Genomic DNA, 20,680 nt, shown 5'->3' with positions numbered 1-20,680 from the left:
GCGGAAACAGCCCGTTGTTGTCGGCGGACGGCGAGAGCAGGCAGGGCGTGTGCGGGGCGTTAAATTCAGCGAACATCATCCCCGAACTCAACAAACATGATGGCGGTACAGTATGACCGACAACTTTTTCCACGGGGCACGCGTCCAGGAAAACACCGACCTCCAGACGGCGATCAATGACATTGATTCAACCGTTATTGGCCTGGTTGCTGTTGCCGACGACGCCGACCCGTTAGCATTTCCACTCAACACGCCGGTGCTGATCACGCGGGTTATCAGCGTGCTCGGCAAAGCCGGTAAAACCGGTTCGCTGTACAAATCCCTCAAGGCGATTTCCGACCAGGTCAGCACCCGCGTGATTGTGGTACGCGTGGCAGCGGCTGGTACGGCTGAAGGTGCGCCAACGCAGTCACAGCTGATTATCGGCGGCACGCAGGCGGATGGCAGTTACACCGGGATGTTTGCGCTGCTGACGGCGGAGCAGAAAACCGGGTATCGCCCGCGCATTCTCGGCGTTCCTGAGTACGACACTGAAGAAGTGACCGCACAGTTGCGCGTTATTGCGAAGCAGCTGCGGGCATTCTCTTACAGCTACTGCGACGGCTGCGAGACTATCGCGGAGGCCAAAACCTACCGCGAAACCTTCGCAGAGCGTGAAGGTATGCTTATCTGGCCGAACTTCATCGCCTTTAACCCGCTGACCGGCGTTAACGAAGAGTTTCCGGCGGTGGCCTATGCACTCGGCCTGCGTGCGCTGATCGACAGCGAGCAGGGCTGGCATAAGTCGCTGTCCAACGTGGCGGTTAAAAACGTGCTGGGGATTTCTAAGGACGTATTCTGGGCGTTGCAGGCGGAAGACTCCGATGCCAACGAGCTCAACGCGCATGAGATCACCACTCTGATTAAGCGCGACGGGTTCCGTTTCTGGGGTAACCGTACCACCGACACCGAAGAGTTTACTTTCGAGGTCTACACGCGAACGGCGCAAATCCTGGCTGACACCATCGCAGAGGCTCAGTTCACCACGGTAGATACCCCGCTGACACCGGCCAACGTGAAAGACGTGGTAAGCGGCATCAACGCCAAACTGCAGGGGCTGGTGACCGCCGGTAAGTTAATTGGCGCGGCCTGCTGGTTTGATATCGTCGATAACCCGACTACCGGTATTCGCCAGGGTAAAGCGGTAGTGCGTTACAACTACAGCCCGGTGCCGCCACTGGAAGATCTGACGATGATTCAGACGTTCACCGACCAGTATTATGAAGCGGCGTTTGCGTCGCTGGGGAGTGCGTAAATGGCCATTCCAAAAAAACTCCGCCTCTTCACGCTCTTTGTTGATGGCACCAACCACGTCGGCAAGATCCCCAGCGTCACGCTGCCTAAAATCACCCGTAAAACGGAAGATTTTCAGGGCGGCGGCATGCTCGGTGCAGTAGCTGTCGATCTCGGTCTGGATTCCGGGGCGCTGGACGCGTCTATGATTGTCGGCGGCGTGGAGCAGGAACTTATTCTGAAATACGGCGGTGACATTGACGGGCTGCGCCTGCGCTTTGTCGGTGAAATTTACAGCGGCGGTGTCAGCTCGTTGATGGAAGTCGAGATGCGCGGTCGTATGACGGAAATTGATCAGGGTGAGTCGAAACAGGGTGATGATACCAACCACACCTACGCGATCAAGAACACTTATTACAAGCTGTCCATTGACGATAAGCCGCTGCTGGAAGTTGACCTGTTGAACTTTATCTATAAGCGCAACGGCGAAAACCTGTACCCGGACCGCATTACGTCTGCGCTGGGCCTCGGCAGCTGATAACCCCTTATGGCGGCCTGCGGGCCGCCCGGAGAATCCTATGTCCGTAACGCTGAATACCCCGATTGTTCGTGGCAACCAGACAATTACCAGCATCACCATCAATGACACAATTAAGCAGGCTGGCTCCCTGCGCGGCCTGCGCCTGGTGGATGTTCTGAACTTTGATTACACCGCAGTTTCCACGCTGCTGACCCGTGTTGCCACGCCTGCGCTCACCGGGGCGGAGATTGCTTCGCTTGAAACCGGTGACTTCGTGGCGCTGTGCGAAGAAATCACACCTTTTTTGACGAAAGCGGAGCCGTCAGCATCGAACACGGTGGCAGTGGCGAAAGAGTAAGAGAGGCACGTTTTACCGACGTCGATGACTTGATCGCCGACGTCGCGGTTATCTTTCACTGGCCGCCCTCTGCCATGTACGGCATGGAGTTGCGCGAACTGATGGCCTGGCGCGATAAGGCGGCCATCAGAAGCGGCAACAACGAGGAGGATGACGACGATGGATCTTAGTATTCGCGTTGCGTTCAGTGCAATTGACAGGCTATCCCGCCCCGTGAATGCGGCCAGCGCTGCTGCTGGCCGTCTTTCTGAATCACTCAAATCCACACAAAACGCCGTCAGAGAGGTGGAGCGCCAGTCCGTGGCGTTTAACCGGCTTCGTGACAACGTCCAGAAGACCTCCCGCAAAATTGATGAAACCAGCAACACGCTGGAGGGGTTACAGCGGGCGCAGCAGTCCGGTGTCGCGCTTACGGATAAGCAGCGACGCCAGATGACGAACCTGGCAGCGCAGCTGGACAGGCTCAAGGCTAAGCGTGATTCAGAGGTAAACGGCCTGCGCCTGGCCTCTGAGGCGCTACGCCGTCACGGTGTGTCCCTGGCTGGCGGCGCGGCGACAACGGAAAGCGCACGACGACGGCTGGAGCAGTTTAATCAGACGCTGGAACGGGAGCGACGACAGCTGGCCGCTGTGACGCAGGCGCGACTGCGCTATGACCGTGCGCAGCAGGTGGCAGGGAAAATGCGTGGCGCTGGCGCGATGGCCGTGGCAGGTGCTGCGGGGGCGGGTTATCTGGGCGCGCGTCTGATGGCACCGGAGGTGGAAACACAGCAGCACGCGTCCGTCATCGCTGCACAGAATGGCGAAGGTGTGGCAGGCAGCGACCGGTACTCAAAAATCATTCAGGATCTGAACGGCTCAGGCGTCAGCAATGACCTCAATCGTATCGCGGAGTCCGTTGCAGCAGTGCGCAGCACGTTGGGTGCGCTGGGCGAAGTGGGAGACGACGAACTGACGCGCATATCCCGGAAAGCGATGGATATGCAGAAAGTGTTCGGCGGGGATATGACGGAAAATATCCAGATGGCCGGGATCATGATGAAAAATGGCCTCGCGCGTAACAGCGATGAAGCCATGGACCTGATCACCGCAGGCATGCAGCGCGTTTCAACGCAGATGCGCGGCGAGCTGCCGGAAATCCTGCACGAATACTCCACGCACTTTCGCAATATGGGCTTCACAGGCGCTGAAGCGATGTCGCTGCTGGTCAATATGTCGAAGCAGGGCAAGTTTGCGCTGGATAAAACCGGGGACGCGATCAAGGAGTTTTCGATCCGTGGCTCCGATATGTCAAAGAACAGCGTGAAAGCCTATGAGGAAATCGGGCTTAACGCAGCATCCATGTCATCCTCGATCGCGAAAGGAGGTGACAGTGCGCGGGTGGCGATGCAGAAAACAGCGCAGGGGCTGCTGAAAATTCAGGACCCTGCCACGCGCGCCAATGCGGCTATCTCGCTGTTCGGCACGCCGATTGAAGATCTTTCCGTAGACCAGATCCCGGCGTTCCTTTCTGCCCTGGCGAATGTGTCCGATCAGATGGGCGATACACGCGGTAGCGCCGATAAAGTTGGCGACACGCTGCGTGATAACCTGGCCGGTGATATTGGCAAACTCGGCGGCGCTTTTAACAGCCTGCGCACCGGTGCGATGGCGAGTCTGGATGGCATGCTCAGGCAACTGGTGCAGGGTATTACATCCGCCGTCACCAGTACGCAGGCCTGGATGAAAGAGCACCCGCAGCTTACACAGGGGCTGCTCGTTGCTGCGGGCGCGCTCGTCGCACTGGTTGGTGTTATCGGCATTGCCAGCCTTGCGGCTTCCTTCATTCTCGGCCCGTTTGCAAAGCTCAGGCTGGCTATCGGCATGATGGGGCTTTCCAGTGTTACCGCGGGCACCAACATTGCGACGCTGAATCTGACGCTGACTGGCCTGCGCACCATTCTTTCCGGTCTGCTGGGCGTTCCGGGACTGATAGCCGCCGCGTTCATCGCCGCCGGTCTGCTTATCTGGAAATACTGGGAGCCGATAAAGGCATTCTTTGGCGGGTTCTTCACAGGTGTCTGGCAGGCACTGGCACCGGTCAGGGACGCACTGGCCCCGTTTGCGCCGATATTTTCCGCCATTGGTGATGCGATAAAAACCGCGTGGGAGTGGTTCAAGAGTCTACTCACCCCGATGGAAGCCAGCAAAGAAACCCTGGATAAATGCGCCAGCGCCGGTGAGACGTTCGGCAATGTAATCGGTGGTGCATTGCAACTAGTGCTTACACCGGCACGGATGCTGCTTGATGTGCTGGGCTGGATTCTGGAGAAACTGGGCGTATTGCCAGACGAGGCGGAGCGCGCCCGCAGGAAAATTGAAGAGGCGCAGGCATCAGCAACCTTGCAGGGAAGGATCGCACTTCTTCAGGGTGATTTGGCGGCCATCAATCCGAAAAAGCCTGACGGACCGACTGGATTTGTTGGCCCGCTTCAGCCGCCTGGTGGTGTCCTGACCGGGGCAAATTCTGATACAAACAAAAAACTCAGCAAGATAGCCGACAACACGAAAGCCACCGCTGATAACACAAAGAAAATCGGCCCCGGCGATATCGTGTTTAAAAATCTGCCGCAGGCGCTGGCGTTGCGCGGGGCATACCAGGAGGCACGTGTAATACCGCAGCCAGTGCCGCGTGTTTCAGCTGCGGCGGCGGGCGGCGTTCTGTCTGTACCGAGTGCAACAGAACGGCCAGCTGCGGTGCCGGTTTCCGCTTCAGCAGGTGCCGCGCCGATCATCCAGATAATTTTTCAGGATGCTGGAAAATACTCGCTGCAGGAGCTGGAAAAAATGGCACGCAAGGCTATTCGCGAAGAGATGGCCAGCACCCGCAGATCTAACCGTGGTTCTTTCCGTGACAGGGAATAAGGGGATGATTTTATGATGATGGTTTACGGGATGTTCGTTTTTACACTGCGCACCGTCCCTTATCAGTCGTTGCAGCATTCGCAGTCATGGCGGCATGTCAAAAACGACAGAGTGAATGCGTCGGCGGGCTGGCAGTATATCGGCCCGGGTGATGATACCGTTACCCTGGAGGGGGTACTGTATCCTGAGATCACCGGCGGCAATCTCTCGCTGGCAGCGCTGAACAGTATCGGTTTTTCCGGGCGGCCGTGGCCGCTGATTGATGGTGTTGGGCTGATTTACGGTATGTACGTCATGACGGCGCTGGAGCGGGGAAAATCGGAGTTTGACCGCTACGGGAACCCGAAGAAAATAGAGTTTACCCTGAGTCTCAGTCGTGTTGACGCCGACTTCCGTGAAAAGCTGCAATCCTCATCCGTCAGTGACGTGCTGAATGATCTGAAAACCAGCGCGATGAAAGCCGTTAACTCGGTTTCTGATTCGGTTAACATTTTTTAGCTAAGACTTGACCCGACAAATCTAAGGCACAGAGCTGAATCTAATTTGACAGGCGGCTCTGTGCCAGAAGCGGATTTTGTAAGCATCAGCGCGTATAGGTTCGTCAGCAAAAACCACAATGTATGTTGAAACAAATGAGAGTGATGATATTTTACTGTCATGGCGTATTGGAGCTAAAATTTTACTTAAGGGGATGAAATAATGTTCAACATATTGTCAGGTTGTTTTCACGCAGTAGGAAATGGCACTTTTTTCACTTCAAAAATTAGAGGTATAGATGGCAGGGAATTCAATTGGGGTTATGACTGTGGCTCTACCAGTGAAAGCACCATAAATAAAATAATTGACTCATCTTATTTGGAGTTCAATGACGGTGATAGTATAGATATGATGGTCATTTCTCATTTTGACGATGACCATGTTAATGGATTATTAACTCTATTAAAAAAGCACACAATAAAGAGATTAGTCCTCCCCTATAGCGACTGGACTCAGACCGTTAGGGAAATATCTGTAAATGGGTCCCATGGAGTATCAGCTTCTGTCGCACTTTTTCAGTTAAATCCAGCGTTATGGTTATATAATAACGAGCTGTCAGATCGGGTTGAAAAAATAATATTAGTACAAGGCAACGGAGGTCCTGAGGATTCTGATGAACCGAAAACCCCTAAACCTTTTCCAAAAATTCTTGACGAGCCTTTAATACTACGAGGTGATTCAGAGGATTTAAACCTTCCAGAACAAGAAAGAAGTATAAATGATGCGTTCGATAATGTTTTTTTTGATTTGGGAAGGCCAATCAATAGTAGCGGAATAAAACTATCAAAAATTACCCACATGCAACCTATTGGTGCACTCAGTGGTGTGTTTGAGTTTATATTTTATAATGCCGAAAAAACATTTAAAAAACTCAATCTTGTATATGAAAAAAACGGGGAGCTTTATGCAAGCAAATCTCATGTTAAACTTGCCGATGCTAAGAACGATATACAACAGACAATTGAGAGTATAAACCTACACCAGAGTGTAAAATCTAGCCTAGATGCAAAGTGGAGGGAAACGCTCAAGACTTGCTACCAGAAACATTTTGGCAGTACTAGCAAAGCGAAGAACAACATTTCTTTATGCATGTATGCTTCACCTAAAATGACACTACATACTCACTATCCCATATTCACTCTATATCACCAAAGCTACGAAATTCATTCTGCTGGTTTGATATTTACAGGAGACATTAATCTCACAACCCCTGTTTTGGATGATTTCAAGTCTCATTTGGGCGCTGATCGATGGATGAATTGCGGATTATTTCAGATTCCTCATCATGGTTCTGCCGATTGCTGGGAGAAAGGACATACTAAGAAGATCAAGCCAGCTTATTTTATTCAATGCGCCACTCCTACATTAAAGCATCCCAGTCAGTTTGTTTTAGATGATTTGAATGATGAAAAAAGCGTTGTTTATAATGCTTCTCGACAAAACCCAGTGCATTTTTTATACGGATTTTAACGGCGACGAATGTAAGAATAAATTATTGCGAATTCACCAGACAACAAAGCCGTTGGTGAAATGTTGTATTGTAATATTATCCGACCATAACTTAAGGTTCAGTCCGCTCCTCGCTTAAAAGCAGACTGTCAGATTTAATGATGCTTTACCTGCTAAACCTGTCAATTTAAGTTTGAGCTGATACAGTTAATAGCCTGTTCTGAGCAATAAAAAAGCCCCGCTTCAGGGGCTTTCTTCTGGCTGCAGCACTGCCATTTTTAACCATACTGCAGCTAGCTTTTACGCGGTTCGCGCCCAGCACATGAACAGGGTGTGTTCCTCAACGATGCTTATCGTTTTACCCTGGCCGAGCGCCTCGGTTTTACCGCTAACATCTCGTTCGGGGACCGTCAGGCTGATGGTGTGTTTATGGGGCTGGATCTCCACGGGTACAGGGATATCGCCCATATCCACGTCATCCAGTGAGAACGGTGCGATAGAGTTTTCCCGACCTTCCTGACCAAAACGATACACGTTGAACTCTGCGCCACCTGCCCCCGTGGTTTCCACGTCGTTGAGTTCGACAGACGCCGCTTTGCCTGAAACATCGAGCGTTTCCGCTGGCAGGTTTTCACGTTTGATTGTCACGGTATCGCTGCCGCCGGTCTGGCCGACGTTGGTGCCGTCAGCTTTGCCTACACGGATGGATTTGTTCTCGCCGGTATAAACCCACGTAGACCACGGATACAGTTCATTCGGGTCCACCTTCTGCGCGAAAAATCGCACCGTGCCTTTAGGGTTTTCTTCTTCCCAGAAATCACGCTTAGCATTAGTTATCGCCTCTGAAACAGCTTCGCTGATCAGGGTTTTCAGGCTGGCGTCCAGCGCGCTAATCTCGTCGTCAGTGTAATCTTTCACTTCATTTTTAGCGCGATTGACTTCATCCACAGAGGCCAGAATGACTGACGGATCGGCTTTCAGCTCCACGTTCTCAGTGCTGCTGACCGCGATCCAGATATTCACCGCCTGCATTCGCCCGGAACCTTCGGACAGAAGCGGTTTGTACGTGGGGGCCATATTGGCCACCGCCAGACAAATCCCGTTTTCGTCGAACAGTGCCGTCTCGCGAAGCCAGAAACCTCCTGCTTGTGGCGGAATAATCATTTCCGCGCGAATGATATTGTTACCCTGATCGGCAATCACCAGGCGGTTAAGTTGCGCGCGATAACACTCGTTAATCAGCCCGACCTGTTCAGGCGTCGGGGTTGGTAGCGTTCCGCCACCGTCACCCACGGCCATTTCAGTAAAGCCAACTGTCTCCCCCGACAGTGCCGCCTGTGCCAGTGCGGCCACTCCGGCGAGGGTGAGCGTGGCGAAATACTTCCTCGTTTCCATGATATCTCCCACTGCTCAGTTAACGATGCTGGTGTTGACCGGTGCATTGGTGCCCGGCTTACGGGGTGTTCCGCTGCCGGTATGTCGGCAGTCCATCATGTGTGTTACTGCAAAGCCATAATTCACCGGGTCGATAGATACACAACCAATGCATTTCATTGTGGCTTTGATTGATGGGTCGGCGGTATCGCCAGACCAGTACCCGTTATAGTCTCCATCTGAAATGCCGTAATACACCGTAACTGACGTGGTGACGCCCGGATCAGAGGTTAGCGGGCTCATGTGTGACTCTATACCACCCCGCTTGCCGTTGACCTTCCGAATCTGCAACGCGTTACGCGAGGTATACGGGAAGTAGTACACCGCCTGACACCCGTAGGCCGGGGTGCCGCCGCCACCAAGATTTGCCACCATCACAGGCGACCAGCCGATTTCGTAGCAGTTTTCATGGCAGGAAATTCCGTCATCCACATTATCCGTAAACAGGCAGTTATGGTGTTCCAGCACGCTGAAGTTATGCGCGTTCACCCCGTCAAACGTCCCGGCGATATTCGATGACCCCACCCCCTGAAAGCGGCAGCTGTACATTTTCGTCCAGCAGCCGATATCCATGCCATTTTGCGGGCAGCCGAGACTGTGAGCGTCGGTCAGTACCGACTCACGGAATCCCACGGTGTTGATTGTCGCGTATCGCACCTTGATGCCGGTGACACTGACGCGCCCGCTGGCCGACCAGACGGTGGCACTGCCGGAAAACAAAGCCGCCCAGCCTGTGGGAGCGTAAATCGCAGTGCCAGCGGCGGTCGCATCGCCGCCATTCGGCAGGGTGAAGTACACACGTCCTTCTGACTCCACCCACCGGCACAGCGGTGAATTGCTGGCGTCCATCTCTGTCAGGGCTGCAGCTTTATCCGTCGCCGTGGTCAGCCAGATTTTTGTGCATTCCAGCCGGTGCGCCATGCCCCGCATGTATTCCGACATGCGGCTGACTTTCGTTTCGCGCGTGTCTTCATCCGGTACGCCGTCCTGCCACATCCACGCGGGGTGTGTACCGGCGGCATAGCCGGTCAGTGGTGCAGAATAGACCCGGTTGTAACCAGCCAGCTTCGTCACGCCTGACAGGGGATTACCAAACCTGAATACCGGGTAGTTGAATCCGCTGTCGGTCAGCCCGACGATACGCAAATCGCCCACGAGATTTTGTGGGATGCTTTCGCCCGGGTACATGCCTGGAGCCACGTTAACCGTACCGGTTCCGCCGATTTTCGCGATGGCCGCTGTGAGGGTTTTCAACGGAGAGGCGGCTGTGCCGTCTGCACTGTCGCTGCCCGCCGGAGCAACATAGACCGTTTTCAGCCCTGTCCCGGTTGATGCCTGTACCTCGTTATCTGTCCAGCTCGCGTCTTTCCCGTCGCGCAGCAGCCAGTTGGTCGGGTGCATCTGCGGGCAGGCCACTGCCGATGTGCTTTCGGCGCGGATATTAAATACCAGCGCCACGGCACCCGCCGGGATCGGAATGCCTTCCCCGATCACCATCCGGGTGCGTGATGTGATATCGGCGCGGGTTACGTTACGGGTGAAATACTGACGCGCTGACCCGCCTGCGGCACTGTTCGGGTCGTCGTTGCCGCTGACGCCCGCCCAGGCATCGAGCATCAGGGCACCGCTGGCATCCTTTGCCCAGATACGCACGCGAAGGTTGTTCATGCCTGTACTGTTAACGCCCTGGTCACCGGTTTTCAGCATGATATCCACGGCGGCCGAGAAGAAACCGGAGGTAAATCCGGTGATATCAATCGGCGTGTCGTTGTACCCGGCAGCAGCATTGACCAGTCCGGCCACCGGCACCTGTAGCGCCATGACACCGTTGATTTTCTGGACACGCAGCGGACTGCCCCAGCGCGTTGAATATGCCCCGGCGGTTTCCGCCTGCATACGGGAGTCCGGGTATCTGTTTTTGTTCACATCCCAGAAGTTCTTTCGCTTTATCAGCTCACCGGTCAGCGCTTCCGTCATGAAATGACGGTTGTCGGTCGCAGGCCATGACGGTGCGGTCGGGCCTGCTGACGGATACGGTGCAAGGAACACGGCAGAATAGCCGGGAGACATCACGATCCCGTCGAAAATAATCTCCGGGCACGGCGCGGCTACGGTGCCACGACGATAGACGTTGAGAACAAGTTTTGCCGCATTCGCCGGAATAACCACGCCACGGGCGACACTCAGACGCGTCAGCGACGTGATACCTGAGCGCGGCACGTCACGGCTGTAATACTGCCACCCGGTGCCGGACTGACCGGTATTGTCATCGTTACCCTCTGCATTCTGCCAGGCGGTGTTAATCAGCGCGCCTGCACTGTCAAATGCTGCCAGACGGAACCGCAGATTGTTCAGACCGCCTGTAACACCCTGATCGCCGGTCTTCGCCAGGATATCGACGGAAACCGACACCCGGCTACCGGCCAGCGCAGACACATCGACTGACGGGCTACTGGATGCGGACGCTGTGGTGGTGGCCAGGGCGCGGAGCACTTTTTTTCCCTGTACTGTCGCTATCTGCACGTTAGCCCAGCCCGCCGGGATATCACCGACGGCGTAGGCACTGAAATCGTACTCCGGGAACAGGTTCGACTGTGCCAGGCCACTGAGTATCTGATCCAGTGCAACTGCGGCCTGTGGTGGCGAGAGGACGGTTTCGGCTCCGCGTCCGGTCACTATCTGCTCTGTGGTTGACTGTTCGCGCTCCCGGCGACGGAAAGACGGATTAACGCCGTCGGCCATCAGTAAATCGCGGAACCACACATTACGCACAGCCGCACTGTTGCCGGTCGTGATACCGAGATACAGGGCAACGCTGGCGCAGGAGGCGTGCCTGGTTGCGCCCGGAATACTGACAAAAAGAGGGCCGCTGACCGATTCGGTTGTGGCAATCCGCACGGTATTTCGCGCGCCGCCAATTTCATTGCCTGCTGAGTCGAACTGCATCACCAGCAGGCGCAACTGCGACGCACTTCCCGTTGAAGCATCGGCATCGAGGATACTCAGCGAGCCGGAGATAAAACCGGACGGGAAATTATCGGCGCTGAATATGCCCAGCGTCTCGCCGGATTCGGTAACGGACCCCGGCGCGGTACTCATTTTAAAGCAGGGCGTTCCATTCAGCCGGGTAATAACGGGCAGTACGGTAGCGCCGCTGACGGGCGGGAGGGCTTTGGTGTCTGACACATCGTTGCTGAACAGATTTGGCTGGCTGACGGTCAGCCCGCTGGCCGCTGCGTGCATTAAAACCGTTTTGCCGTTTGCTTCTGCGGCCACCAGGCGTGCGACTCCACCATCATTGAAATAATAAATAAACGAGTAGTAGCCGTTTTCACCCTGCCAGACGCGAAAATACTGTCCGCTCACCGTCTTACTCATCCCTTCGGCAATATCTGCGGCTATGAGGATCTCGGCATAGACAGCCGCTTTCAGCTCCATCAGGTTGTTGTAAAGAAACCGGGTACGGTTAGCCAGCTGTGATGCCTGCACATTAGCGGGTCCGGCCGGACCACCTTCAACCTTATCCCCGCGCTTTATCTGATAGATACTGCTTTCCCAGTCTGGCGTTTCGTTAATGTTTGTCATCGTTAAATCCCGGTGTAATAAATAAAGCCGTTGTAATTCGCCATGCCATCAAAACAGAGGCTGCCGTCAGGCTGGTAATCCTTCGGATAAACGTCTGTCACCTCGCCATCGAAAATCGCTACGCCTGTCCAGGCATTACCCTGCGTACTGACAGCGACGGTCATCTGGGCCAGGTGCCGACTGACTGGCTTTGCATCCGCTATCATGCGATTGAGTTCGTCCAGGGTTTTCGGTGTGAGTCCGACCTCGTTAACATCCACCTCCAGCCGGAACGTACCTGGCGCATCGCCCACATCGAACCACTCGGCAAACGAGGCCGAAAAGCCCATGTCCTCGATCACACGCCGCACCGCTGCGCGCGTACCCTTGCGCCGGTGAAGCCAGTAGGACTGCCGGATAGCGCCAATTTTTTTATCGGCCGGCCAGTCCTTGTCCCAGCGGTCAACCGACAGCGCCCAGGCCAGATAGGGCAGCAGCTCCACCGGGCAGGCGGTCGGCGTCCAGATTGTGCGCAGGGCAACGGTGATCGCGGAAAGCCTGGCAGTTGCGGCTTCGGTGTGGCGCATCCAGTCACCGGCAGAGGGCGGCAGCAGGGAGTTATTCATCTGTGCCACCGTTGTCCACTGTGTAACCGGTGTTGCGTGCCGCCTCGGTATTGCTGATCTGCAGGTCAGTGACGGGCGAGTTAATCACCACGCGCTGGACACCCTGCACATGCAGCGCAGCGGAAAGCGCGGAGCGGACAATATCGCGGCCAATCTTTTTATCGTTGGCCGTGAGGAAGGTCTGAAGCGAGGCCATTGCCGCATTGATAATCGGTTCAGACTCCGGCCCCGGATACAGATATAAAGTTGCGTCGATCGCGTATTCGACGATGTCTGCGCTGCGCACCGTTACCCGATCCCCCAGGGGGCGCACCTCTTCGTCATTTACCGCAGAAGAGACAGCGGCCAGCAGTTCTGCCGGTGCAGTGCCGTCACCCTCAGTGGACAGCACGGCGATCACCACTTCAGCCGGTGACGGGCTGGTTGCACGTGCATCAGCCACCTGGCCGCTGGCGCTGCGGGCAAAGAACTCGTAAGCCGCCGATGGTCCGGCAACGCTCATACCTTCAAACGCCGACTGCGCCCGCAGGCGTAACGCCTCGTCGCTTTCCATCACTGCGTCGGCGGTATCGGTGGCCGCAGTGATAACCAGACGTTCCGTTTCGAGGTTCGCGGCGATGTTGTCCAGATCGTCGCCGGTCGCATGACTCAGCATGGTTGCCGCTGCGCCCTCGTTGATGCGCTGGCGCAGCAGCATCTCGCGATACGCTATCGTCTGGGCCAGTACGTTAAGCGGCTCAGATTCCAGCGACAATGCGGCCACAACGGCGCTTTGCTGGTCCGCCGGAAACGCGGCGATAATCACCGCCTTGACTTCGGTCAGGATGACTTCGAAGTCCAGCGTTTCGATAATGGCCGGTGAGGGCAGCTGCGAAAGGTCAATTGTCGGCATTGCCGGTACTCCTTAACGTCACCGTGCCGGTGCTCTTTTCCAGTGTTTCCGTCAGCATGCCGGACAGCGCAGCTGTGACTGCGCCGCTGGCTGAGTAAGTCACATCGACCGCATCCAGCACTATCCGCGGCTCCCATGCCGCCAGCGCGATGACCGCTGCGCTCATCAGCTGCATTTGGGTAACATCGTTCATCGGGCTGTCCAACAGGTCAGGGCAGAGAGAGCCGTAATTACGGCGCATCAGGCGACTGCCGACTGGCGTCAGCAGAATGTCGTTAACCGACTGCCAGACGTGATCTTCATCGGTCAGCGTGCCGGTGCTGCTGGCGTTCATGCCGCGATAGCGCTCGGTCATTTTGTCCCCTTAGTCCAGCTGCCGCCGCTCTGCACTTCGCCGTGCGCGTGGTCATCGACCTGCACGCCGTTGGATATGAACGCGCCACCGCTGTGATTAAAGCTCCCGCTCAGCTCGCCACCTTCAGTGATATCCAGTTTCTTTGCCCGCAGCAGCTCAGTGCAGTCAACCAGTGGGGTATCCAGCGTCACTTTTACCGACGCAGCGATAGTGGCGGACTTAATGCCGGTCACCTGCAGATCGCCGCTTTCGGCGTCATAGCGGAATTTCGCGCCGTCCGGTGCAGTGATGACGATCTCTTTACGTGATGCACCTGGTGCGGGGTTATCTTCGCTGTACAGGCTCCCGCCGATAATGGCGTTACTGGTATTGCCACCCATGCAGAACATCCACACCTGTTCACCCACTGACGGCGGTATCCAGATCCTGAAATCACCGGCGCGCTGGGCGTTCCAGCGCAGCCAGGTCATTTCCAGCGCACCGGATTGCACCCGTACCCGCCAGTTCTCCTCGTCAATTTCCGTCACCGTGCCGGTGCGGATGATGTTTTCCAGCAGGCGAACCAGTTCAGGCATTTCCATCAGCGGATCTCCATCGTGTCGATAACCTGGCGGGCAATCGCCAGCCGGTCTGCTTTGCTCAGGCCCAGCAGTTCACGGCGCGGATAACTCGCCATCGCGCCGCCGTCATTGATGCGGTCGCGCAGGCCGAACTGATGCGCACGCGCAATGCGCGCCACCACGCCGGAAAACCCGATCTCGGCCCCGTCAGCTGTCGCGCGCGATTTCAGGAACGTGGCCGAGCGCAGGCGGCGGAACATCGGATCGGTTTTGGTGGTGTCCCGGCGGGTTTCGTTCAGGCGGATATCGAGATAGCGCTCAATGTCTTCCCGGTAAAACGATCGCAGGCCGCCTCGATCGGTATCAAAACCGGTCAGCATGCGCCCGCGACGGCCACGGCTGGCACGCCACGTGCGCAGGTTGCGGGTTTCGCCCTGCCAGATGAAGCTGATACCGGCCTGAGAACGCAGCACGCGGCGGCGGCGCTTTGCGTATTTCGTGCCATCCGGGTTTTCCTGCTTGCCGATGCGCTGCGACTGACTGCGGCGCAGCGTTGTGCCGATGCTTCTCGCCATGCGCAGGCGGCCCGCCGGTGCAATGCCCTGGATAATCGCCGCAAAGACATTGTCGAGCTGGTCAAAACGCGCGTCGTCATTCATACCAGCGATCCCCCGTTATCGGGTTCCAGTACCGCCTGCCACTCGCCGCCGCTGATAATCGGTCTGGACTCGGCCAGATGCTCGGCAGTGGTGATGCCGTTCTCCGTTTTGACCATCACGCGCTCCCAGACCGGCACGCGGAACAGAATGTCGGCAGCCTCGTCGCTGATGATGTCGGCATCAAATTCGATCTTGCTGTTGCTCTCCGGGTTCAGCAGCAGGTCAGGCTGTTGCTCCCAGACCCACGCCAGCAGCGGCAACATCAGGTCATCGATCGCGCCGGGGAAGTCCATCGCAAACGCCTGGATGCTGTAGCGGTACATAAACGACGGCTCGCCCGTTGCCTGGATCTCAATACCGCCTTTTTCCACCCACACGGTGATGGCATCAGGGTTGGCTTTGCACCAGGTATTTCCGGCAATCAGTGCCGCGCGCAACAGTTCAGCTTTTTTCACTGTATCCCCCGGGCGATGCGCCTCAGTTCCAGTTCACGAATGCCAGCCTTGTCGGCATTGCACGTATCCAGCGCATCCAGCAGCGCATCGGACCACGGTGCCAGTTTCCCGTATGTCATCGGCCTGGCCGGTGCCGGTGGCACGTCAGTTTTTGCCGTCAGGCTTTCTGGCAAAGGCTCCTGAATAATCACCGGCGGCGACTTCTGCGGCGCGCTGGTACAGGCTGTCAGCCACGGCATCAGGCACAGCAACAACAGCGCACTGTTCACCTGCCAGTGCAGCGTTAATTTTTTCACGGCGTGATTCCCCTGTTGCGTTGCGGTTTTGACCCAGCTTTTTCAGCCGGGCTTCCACGTCGCTGATGTCTTTGCGCAGTGCCCGGACTTCTTTCAGCACATCGCCCGTCTGTTTCAGTTCGCCCTGCGCGGTTTGCAGTGATGCCTCGGCCAGACTGCGCTGATGGCGCTCCCATGCGATACCGCCCACGGCAGCAGCCAGCAGGGTCAGCAGTACCACGGCCAGCACCGGCAGCGCTTTCACCTTGCCACCTTCAGCGCAGGGTCAGACAGGCACCACTCGCTAAACTCGGCGCGGCGTTTCACCAGTCCCGGCAGTTTCTTTCCGGCGGCGTTAACAAAGTCCGGCAGGCGTTCGCAGACGCCACGCCAGTCACCGGCCTGCGCGTTACGCCACAGCGTGGTGCGGACTTTCTTGAGCTGCTTATTCGTGTACCAGGCCAGCCCGGTACAACCGAGGTTAAACGCGCCGTCAGTCATGCTGTCAAAGACACGCGGTGGCGCAGCTGCGCCGTTAAATTCGCGGTTAACACACTTTTCGGCGCGCATCACATCGTTAACCCAGCGTTCGGCAATCTCTCCCTCGCTGTGCAGCCGGTCCTGCACCTTGCCGGTCGAACCGATCCCCACGGTCAGCACGCCTGCCGGGCAGTAATACGGGGTTTTGCGGCAGTCTTCATACTTCGCCATCATCTGCTGTGCTTCCGGGCTGGTGCGCAGCGTCTGCGGCCACAGTGTGGCGGCCAGCGAAATGATCACGGCGGTAGAGCAGGCGATAATGCGTTTTTTCATCGTGGCGTCTTCCTGATATCGGCTATCAGGTCTTTAATGTCCCTGCGGTGTTCGTTGTCGTCACGGATGGCAACGATCAGCTGGCCCAGCAGTGCATTATTCGTTTCCTGACTGCGCGACATCCGGCGGCGGTGCAGTTCGCCCATCACGGCAGCTGCGACACCAATCACCACGCCGATTGCCGCCAGCCAGTCCTGCTGCGTCATCATGCCGACGCTCGCCAGCAGGGTTAACCAGCCGTACGTCAGCCAGTTCCATATGCGGTTAATCAGTTCCATAGCTGCACCGTCTCCTTAACCGCCGGGGTGGTAATTTCCGGCATCTCAACCAGCTGGCCTGCGGTCAGGAAAAGCTGACCGGACAGCGCCTTGTTGGCCGCCAGCACAATTTCGGTCACGCCCTGCGTGGTGCCATAATGCCGCTGGCACAGCAGGTCCACCGTGTCGCCCTGTAGCGCCTGCACTTTCATCAGAACGCCTCCGCAGAGTTACGCACGGTGCCGATGATGTCGGTAATCGCCCAGCGGGCATCACGCCACATATCATCAGCCTGAGTAGCCAGCGCGGCCGCGCGCTTTTCACCGGCGCTGCCGGTGGTATCCACATTGCGATACGTCCCCAGGATGTGGGCGCTGGCGATGCTGGAGACTGCGCGGCGGAAGCGGTGAACCTTTACGCTCTCGCCATCAATTTCAATGGCCGGTACATCAGCCAGTCGCACATGGCCTGCGGCGAGCTGCACAGCCTGCCATCCGGCCAGCTGGTCAAGTGTGTGGGCCATACCTTCGATCACCGCCTTTTTCAGGCGGGTGGTGGTGACCACACCGTTGATGCGCATCTCTTTACGGATATCACTCAAAACGATCTCCGGCCAGAACGCACCGGCGGTGACTTTTTCCCCGCCGTCGTCCGTGTCCGGCACATCCTCCGAGGAGGGGGTTACTGTGCGACCGGCAACAAGGCTCATAACATCTCCTGAAAAGGTTGGCGGTGAGCGAACGGAGAAAAGCACACGCATTGCGTTGCAGATCTCCGCCCGCGCCGCCAGCGCACGGGGCGCAATTCGGTTTACTGTTCTTTGGTGACGGATACCGCTTTTTTGGCCGCGGGCTTACGTGCGGTGGCCTTGCGTGTCGCAGGCTTGCGCGCTGTCCTGGCCGCCGGTTTCGTGGCCACCACTGCCGGATCTGACGATGCTGCAGCGTTACTTTCTGGCGCACCTTCTGCTGCCTTCTTCACCACGCGGGCCAGTCGGTCAATTTCTTTCTTAACCCCGGCCCCGGCGTCGAGCGTCATCGCAAGCCGCAGCAGCGCCAGTGCGGTTTCCTGTTCTTCAGCAGTGCCGTTGCGCAGTGCGAAAGCGCGCAGCTTATGCAGTTTGGCCCGCACCATGTCTGGCATATCCTTACCGCTCGTTATCTCAACCACTTCATCCAGCAGAGGCAGATACGACGTGACATCAGTGCTCTCATTGGCCTTGACCTGCACCAGAATCGGATCGCAGATTTCGTCAACCAGCACCGTCGCCGCTGTACGGTTAAAGCGGTCAGGCATCGCCAGGCCGTGCGTGACGACATAGCGCCCGATGCGAACTGCCAGCGCTAAATCACCGGCATCAATCGCCCACACCATCAGGGTGACGATCACTTCATCCTGGCGGCCGCTGTTACCTTCCAGCGTTCCCTCGATCCAGCCCTCGTAATGGGGCAGCAGGGTGCGCTTCAGTTCGGCTTTCGCCTGGTCAGACTGCACTCGCTTTAATGCACTCTGATCCATACGCAGCCGGTGCATGATTTGCTCGTGCGCAGTACGCACGGTTTCTGACTGCGCATCCGTTCTGCCGTGGCGTTCAGCCATGACTTTTTGAAAATGTTTCTGTGCCGGTGTCAGCATTGTCCTGTCCCCGAATAACGGCGGGCCGCAGCCCGCCTGATGCGTATCAGCCGCCCGCAGCCTCGGCAAAAGTGATGCCGTCAATAAACGCCACGTTGCCGTAATCTTCGATCACGAAGTCATCGTTAGATGACTGGTAGGTTGCGATACGGTTGTAATGCGGCTCTTCGATAACCGACCGACGCAGGCCGCCGCGCTGGTAGTAAACCGACAGGTTTTTGAATGGCGTGATCAGAACCCCATTTACCGGGAAATACGGCGCGATAAACGTCGGCATATTGCCCACGCGCTCTTGCGCGACGATCAGCTGACCGGCCAGCATTTCGCTATTCGGGTTGGTCTGGCTCATGGCATTAATGGCCGGGAAATTGGTGGTTGTCAGCAGGTCACCTGCCAGAATTACCATGTTGTCCGGGTTGCGCTTATGCCATTCATCCATGAGGCTGTTTTTGGCGTCGTAGACTGCCGCAGCAAGATTTCCATAGGTGCCTTTAGCAATGACTTTGTTATCTTCATCACGTGAAGTGACGGTGACGCCTGAAATAACGCGGTGCGGCGCTTCGGTGCGGATTTTTTGCAGCCAGCCAATACCGCAGTCCTGCAATAGTGGATTTTCAGCGCGGTTGGATGGGTCACTGTACTTAATGCCGTTAAAGCCAATCATGATGCGGTCCAGTGACATCTGCCGCGCCATAGCGGTACTGATCAGCGGCTGGAAGTTCGGCTGATGCGCCCAGGTATCCATCTGCTCGTAGCTGATGCCATAGTCATAATTCACCTTACGGCACATGTAATCGTAAGGTTCCATCGCAGCATTGCTACCAGGATTACGTCGGGTGGTTGAACTGTTATTGACGCCAGCAAGCGGGCCTTTGCTGCCGATTAACACCTTCTGTCCGATCTGCTGGGTGACACCAAAGACATTGATTTTGCTCAACAGGCTGTCACTTTCCTGTGCCGCCGCTTCCAGACGCTGCTGCACCGCCGGATCAACAGCAAATTTGGCCGCGATAGCCGATGGCGATACACGGTTAAGCTGCGCCTGCCGGGCGACATACTGCTCAAACAATTGACGGGTAGTGTTTTCCATTCGGGTTACTCTCGTTGTGAATATCAGTAGGCGGCTGAAGGATCAGTAATCAGCCAGCTGTACGTTACCGCCACCACTTGCCGGAGGGCGCTGGCTGAAGTTGCCCGGTGCGCTTTCCAGCTGCTGACGCAGTGAGGTCAGTTCGCTGGCCAGCTTCTGGATCTCAGCTTTATCTGCCGCGCGTTCCTGCTCAGCGGTGCTGAACTGATCGCTGATATCCGCCTGAGTCTGCGCAATCATTTCAATGGTCTGATGCACCTGGCTGAAACGCTGGTCATCCGTTTTTTGCGCCTTACCGAGGATGCCCATCACGCGGTTGTACCAGTTACGCCCGGAATCAGTCCGTTCCTGATTTCCCTGCACGATTTCTGCATCGAAAGCCGGTGTGAACAGGGTTGGCTCTGCCGTGGCTGACGAGAAGCGCAGGACTTCAGTGCGTTTTTCAGAAGTGAATTTCAGCCGGTCGGTGCCCAGGCTTGCCGGGGTATCGGTCATCGCCAGACCGACCAGATACGGGCCGTTGGTCAGGGCAAAGTTCGGATGGATCTCGACGCTGGAATAAATCTTTTTCCCTTCATCGGTCATCGTCTTCATGCGTGCGGTAGGCTCGATTTCCGCGAACAGCGCCACTTCACCGGCCAGTGCGCCCTCGGAGATATCTTCAACGGACAGCGCCACCACATCCCCCATCGCGCAGAACGTGCTGTCAGGGATCGGTGAGAGGTAGTGCTCAATATTGACGCGTGCACCGTAGACCGTCGGGTTATACGCTGCGGCCATCTGGCGCAGCTGCTCGGGCGTTGTTTTGCGTCCGTCAATAGTTGCGCCGCTGGTCATCACCTTAAATTTCTTACGGGTGTTCTGGGCCATGTTCATTTGCTCGCTTTGTTGAGTTCGCAGTGATGATGGCAGGGGCCAGCCCGCCCGCGCTATGCGTTGTTGTTGTCGGCGAACGGTGAGAACAGGCAGGGCGCGAAAGCATTCGCGCGCGCGGGTTAATCTCCCCGGCAGGAAGCGAGGAGGCT

At 56.6% G+C, this 20,680-nt stretch carries 24 protein-coding genes; 7 read left to right on the top strand and 17 right to left on the bottom strand.

The genetic code is table 11. From position 1 onward, the window contains the following. Positions 1 to 112: 112 nt before the first annotated feature. From JOE09_RS03360 to JOE09_RS03330, 7 genes are all read left to right on the top strand, one after another. Positions 113 to 1,294 (top strand): phage tail sheath subtilisin-like domain-containing protein, encoded by a 1,182-nt coding sequence (locus tag JOE09_RS03360; RefSeq protein ID WP_205064791.1) that lies wholly within the window; start codon positions 113 to 115, stop codon positions 1,292 to 1,294. After that, positions 1,295 to 1,810 carry a phage major tail tube protein gene (locus JOE09_RS03355; RefSeq protein ID WP_205064790.1) on the top strand — a complete coding sequence of 172 codons (516 nt, stop codon included), beginning with the start codon at positions 1,295 to 1,297 and terminating at the stop codon, positions 1,808 to 1,810. It abuts the gene before it with no gap. Between the two features lie 40 nt (positions 1,811 to 1,850). Further along, positions 1,851 to 2,150: a phage tail assembly protein gene (locus JOE09_RS03350; protein WP_205064789.1), complete on the top strand. Its 300-nt coding sequence runs from the start codon at positions 1,851 to 1,853 to the stop codon at positions 2,148 to 2,150. A gap of 29 nt (positions 2,151 to 2,179) precedes the next feature. Beyond that, the gene (locus tag JOE09_RS03345; RefSeq protein ID WP_239552905.1) at positions 2,180 to 2,320 is read left to right on the top strand and encodes a GpE family phage tail protein; all 141 of its coding nucleotides are present in this window, start codon (positions 2,180 to 2,182) and stop codon (positions 2,318 to 2,320) included. Beyond that, positions 2,310 to 5,054, top strand: coding sequence for a phage tail tape measure protein (locus JOE09_RS03340; RefSeq protein ID WP_205064788.1), 2,745 nt, complete (start codon positions 2,310 to 2,312; stop codon positions 5,052 to 5,054). The genes JOE09_RS03345 and JOE09_RS03340 overlap by 11 nt, the downstream gene beginning before the upstream one ends. Before the next feature lie 12 nt (positions 5,055 to 5,066). After that, positions 5,067 to 5,552 (top strand): phage tail protein, encoded by a 486-nt coding sequence (locus JOE09_RS03335; protein WP_205064787.1) that lies wholly within the window; start codon positions 5,067 to 5,069, stop codon positions 5,550 to 5,552. 201 nt (positions 5,553 to 5,753) lie between these two features. After that, on the top strand, positions 5,754 to 7,061 hold the full coding sequence (locus tag JOE09_RS03330; protein ID WP_205064786.1) for a ComEC/Rec2 family competence protein: 1,308 nt from the start codon (positions 5,754 to 5,756) through the stop codon (positions 7,059 to 7,061). A 279-nt stretch (positions 7,062 to 7,340) separates the two neighbouring features. On the opposite strand, the gene JOE09_RS03325 is transcribed toward JOE09_RS03330, so the two are convergent. From JOE09_RS03325 to JOE09_RS03245, 17 genes are all read right to left on the bottom strand, one after another. Continuing rightward, a complete protein-coding gene (locus JOE09_RS03325; protein ID WP_205064785.1) occupies positions 7,341 to 8,435 on the bottom strand; it encodes a phage tail protein in 1,095 nt (364 codons plus the stop codon). Between the two features lie 15 nt (positions 8,436 to 8,450). Continuing rightward, positions 8,451 to 12,059 carry a DUF1565 domain-containing protein gene (locus JOE09_RS03320; RefSeq protein ID WP_205064784.1) on the bottom strand — a complete coding sequence of 1,203 codons (3,609 nt, stop codon included), beginning with the start codon at positions 12,057 to 12,059 and terminating at the stop codon, positions 8,451 to 8,453. Positions 12,060 to 12,061: 2 nt separating this feature from the next. Next, positions 12,062 to 12,664, bottom strand: a complete 603-nt coding sequence (locus tag JOE09_RS03315) for a phage tail protein I (protein WP_205064783.1) — start codon at positions 12,662 to 12,664, stop codon at positions 12,062 to 12,064. Beyond that, positions 12,657 to 13,556 carry a baseplate assembly protein gene (locus tag JOE09_RS03310; RefSeq protein WP_205064782.1) on the bottom strand — a complete coding sequence of 300 codons (900 nt, stop codon included), beginning with the start codon at positions 13,554 to 13,556 and terminating at the stop codon, positions 12,657 to 12,659. Before JOE09_RS03310 ends, JOE09_RS03315 begins: the two co-directional genes overlap by 8 nt. Beyond that, positions 13,543 to 13,911: a GPW/gp25 family protein gene (locus JOE09_RS03305; protein ID WP_205064781.1), complete on the bottom strand. Its 369-nt coding sequence runs from the start codon at positions 13,909 to 13,911 to the stop codon at positions 13,543 to 13,545. The genes JOE09_RS03310 and JOE09_RS03305 overlap by 14 nt, the downstream gene beginning before the upstream one ends. Then, complete coding sequence (locus tag JOE09_RS03300; RefSeq protein WP_205064780.1) at positions 13,908 to 14,492, bottom strand: phage baseplate assembly protein V; 585 nt, start codon at positions 14,490 to 14,492, stop codon at positions 13,908 to 13,910. Before JOE09_RS03300 ends, JOE09_RS03305 begins: the two co-directional genes overlap by 4 nt. Further along, on the bottom strand, positions 14,492 to 15,130 hold the full coding sequence (locus tag JOE09_RS03295) for a phage virion morphogenesis protein (RefSeq protein ID WP_205064779.1): 639 nt from the start codon (positions 15,128 to 15,130) through the stop codon (positions 14,492 to 14,494). Before JOE09_RS03295 ends, JOE09_RS03300 begins: the two co-directional genes overlap by 1 nt. Continuing rightward, a complete protein-coding gene (locus JOE09_RS03290; protein WP_205064778.1) occupies positions 15,127 to 15,585 on the bottom strand; it encodes a phage tail protein in 459 nt (152 codons plus the stop codon). Before JOE09_RS03290 ends, JOE09_RS03295 begins: the two co-directional genes overlap by 4 nt. Continuing rightward, positions 15,582 to 15,824: an Rz1-like lysis system protein LysC gene (gene lysC, locus JOE09_RS26420; protein ID WP_205064777.1), complete on the bottom strand. Its 243-nt coding sequence runs from the start codon at positions 15,822 to 15,824 to the stop codon at positions 15,582 to 15,584. Before lysC ends, JOE09_RS03290 begins: the two co-directional genes overlap by 4 nt. Continuing rightward, on the bottom strand, positions 15,730 to 16,125 hold the full coding sequence (locus tag JOE09_RS03280) for a DUF2570 domain-containing protein (protein ID WP_205064776.1): 396 nt from the start codon (positions 16,123 to 16,125) through the stop codon (positions 15,730 to 15,732). The genes lysC and JOE09_RS03280 overlap by 95 nt, the downstream gene beginning before the upstream one ends. Beyond that, on the bottom strand, positions 16,122 to 16,673 hold the full coding sequence (locus tag JOE09_RS03275; protein WP_205064775.1) for a lysozyme: 552 nt from the start codon (positions 16,671 to 16,673) through the stop codon (positions 16,122 to 16,124). Before JOE09_RS03275 ends, JOE09_RS03280 begins: the two co-directional genes overlap by 4 nt. After that, positions 16,670 to 16,951 (bottom strand): hypothetical protein, encoded by a 282-nt coding sequence (locus tag JOE09_RS03270; protein WP_205064774.1) that lies wholly within the window; start codon positions 16,949 to 16,951, stop codon positions 16,670 to 16,672. The genes JOE09_RS03275 and JOE09_RS03270 overlap by 4 nt, the downstream gene beginning before the upstream one ends. Then, a complete protein-coding gene (locus tag JOE09_RS03265; RefSeq protein WP_205064773.1) occupies positions 16,942 to 17,142 on the bottom strand; it encodes a tail protein X in 201 nt (66 codons plus the stop codon). The genes JOE09_RS03270 and JOE09_RS03265 overlap by 10 nt, the downstream gene beginning before the upstream one ends. After that, positions 17,142 to 17,639, bottom strand: a complete 498-nt coding sequence (locus tag JOE09_RS03260; protein WP_205064772.1) for a head completion/stabilization protein — start codon at positions 17,637 to 17,639, stop codon at positions 17,142 to 17,144. Before JOE09_RS03260 ends, JOE09_RS03265 begins: the two co-directional genes overlap by 1 nt. A 101-nt stretch (positions 17,640 to 17,740) precedes the next feature. Then, entirely contained in the window at positions 17,741 to 18,565 is an 825-nt protein-coding gene (gene gpM / locus JOE09_RS03255; protein ID WP_205064771.1) for a phage terminase small subunit, read from the bottom strand. A gap of 46 nt (positions 18,566 to 18,611) precedes the next feature. Next, positions 18,612 to 19,655 (bottom strand): phage major capsid protein, P2 family, encoded by a 1,044-nt coding sequence (locus tag JOE09_RS03250; protein WP_205064770.1) that lies wholly within the window; start codon positions 19,653 to 19,655, stop codon positions 18,612 to 18,614. 42 nt (positions 19,656 to 19,697) lie between these two features. Beyond that, positions 19,698 to 20,525, bottom strand: coding sequence for a GPO family capsid scaffolding protein (locus JOE09_RS03245; RefSeq protein ID WP_205064769.1), 828 nt, complete (start codon positions 20,523 to 20,525; stop codon positions 19,698 to 19,700). Positions 20,526 to 20,680: the final 155 nt, after the last annotated feature.

This window comes from Pantoea coffeiphila (assembly GCF_016909495.1).
Classification (GTDB): Bacteria; Pseudomonadota; Gammaproteobacteria; order Enterobacterales; family Enterobacteriaceae; genus Erwinia; species Erwinia coffeiphila.
Note: the sequence above shows the minus strand (reverse complement) of the source record. Positions and strands in the feature narration are given on the sequence as shown.

Excerpts from the sequence above, each read along its gene's own strand:
- JOE09_RS03350 (WP_205064789.1), top strand. The coding sequence starts at position 1,851 with ATGTCCGTAACGCTGAATACCCCGATTGTTCGTGGCAACCAGACAATT.
- JOE09_RS03300 (WP_205064780.1), bottom strand. The coding sequence starts at position 14,492 with ATGGAAATGCCTGAACTGGTTCGCCTGCTGGAAAACATCATCCGCACC.
- JOE09_RS03360 (WP_205064791.1), top strand. The coding sequence starts at position 113 with ATGACCGACAACTTTTTCCACGGGGCACGCGTCCAGGAAAACACCGAC.
- gpM (WP_205064771.1), bottom strand. The coding sequence starts at position 18,565 with ATGCTGACACCGGCACAGAAACATTTTCAAAAAGTCATGGCTGAACGC.
- JOE09_RS03325 (WP_205064785.1), bottom strand. The coding sequence starts at position 8,435 with ATGGAAACGAGGAAGTATTTCGCCACGCTCACCCTCGCCGGAGTGGCC.
- JOE09_RS03250 (WP_205064770.1), bottom strand. The coding sequence starts at position 19,655 with ATGGAAAACACTACCCGTCAATTGTTTGAGCAGTATGTCGCCCGGCAG.
- JOE09_RS03245 (WP_205064769.1), bottom strand. The coding sequence starts at position 20,525 with ATGGCCCAGAACACCCGTAAGAAATTTAAGGTGATGACCAGCGGCGCA.
- JOE09_RS03340 (WP_205064788.1), top strand. The coding sequence starts at position 2,310 with ATGGATCTTAGTATTCGCGTTGCGTTCAGTGCAATTGACAGGCTATCC.
- JOE09_RS03270 (WP_205064774.1), bottom strand. The coding sequence starts at position 16,951 with ATGGAACTGATTAACCGCATATGGAACTGGCTGACGTACGGCTGGTTA.
- JOE09_RS03275 (WP_205064775.1), bottom strand. The coding sequence starts at position 16,673 with ATGAAAAAACGCATTATCGCCTGCTCTACCGCCGTGATCATTTCGCTG.
- JOE09_RS03355 (WP_205064790.1), top strand. The coding sequence starts at position 1,295 with ATGGCCATTCCAAAAAAACTCCGCCTCTTCACGCTCTTTGTTGATGGC.
- lysC (WP_205064777.1), bottom strand. The coding sequence starts at position 15,824 with ATGCCGTGGCTGACAGCCTGTACCAGCGCGCCGCAGAAGTCGCCGCCG.
- JOE09_RS03320 (WP_205064784.1), bottom strand. The coding sequence starts at position 12,059 with ATGACAAACATTAACGAAACGCCAGACTGGGAAAGCAGTATCTATCAG.
- JOE09_RS03295 (WP_205064779.1), bottom strand. The coding sequence starts at position 15,130 with ATGAATGACGACGCGCGTTTTGACCAGCTCGACAATGTCTTTGCGGCG.
- JOE09_RS03265 (WP_205064773.1), bottom strand. The coding sequence starts at position 17,142 with ATGAAAGTGCAGGCGCTACAGGGCGACACGGTGGACCTGCTGTGCCAG.
- JOE09_RS03305 (WP_205064781.1), bottom strand. The coding sequence starts at position 13,911 with ATGACCGAGCGCTATCGCGGCATGAACGCCAGCAGCACCGGCACGCTG.
- JOE09_RS03335 (WP_205064787.1), top strand. The coding sequence starts at position 5,067 with ATGATGATGGTTTACGGGATGTTCGTTTTTACACTGCGCACCGTCCCT.
- JOE09_RS03330 (WP_205064786.1), top strand. The coding sequence starts at position 5,754 with ATGTTCAACATATTGTCAGGTTGTTTTCACGCAGTAGGAAATGGCACT.
- JOE09_RS03315 (WP_205064783.1), bottom strand. The coding sequence starts at position 12,664 with ATGAATAACTCCCTGCTGCCGCCCTCTGCCGGTGACTGGATGCGCCAC.
- JOE09_RS03260 (WP_205064772.1), bottom strand. The coding sequence starts at position 17,639 with ATGAGCCTTGTTGCCGGTCGCACAGTAACCCCCTCCTCGGAGGATGTG.
- JOE09_RS03310 (WP_205064782.1), bottom strand. The coding sequence starts at position 13,556 with ATGCCGACAATTGACCTTTCGCAGCTGCCCTCACCGGCCATTATCGAA.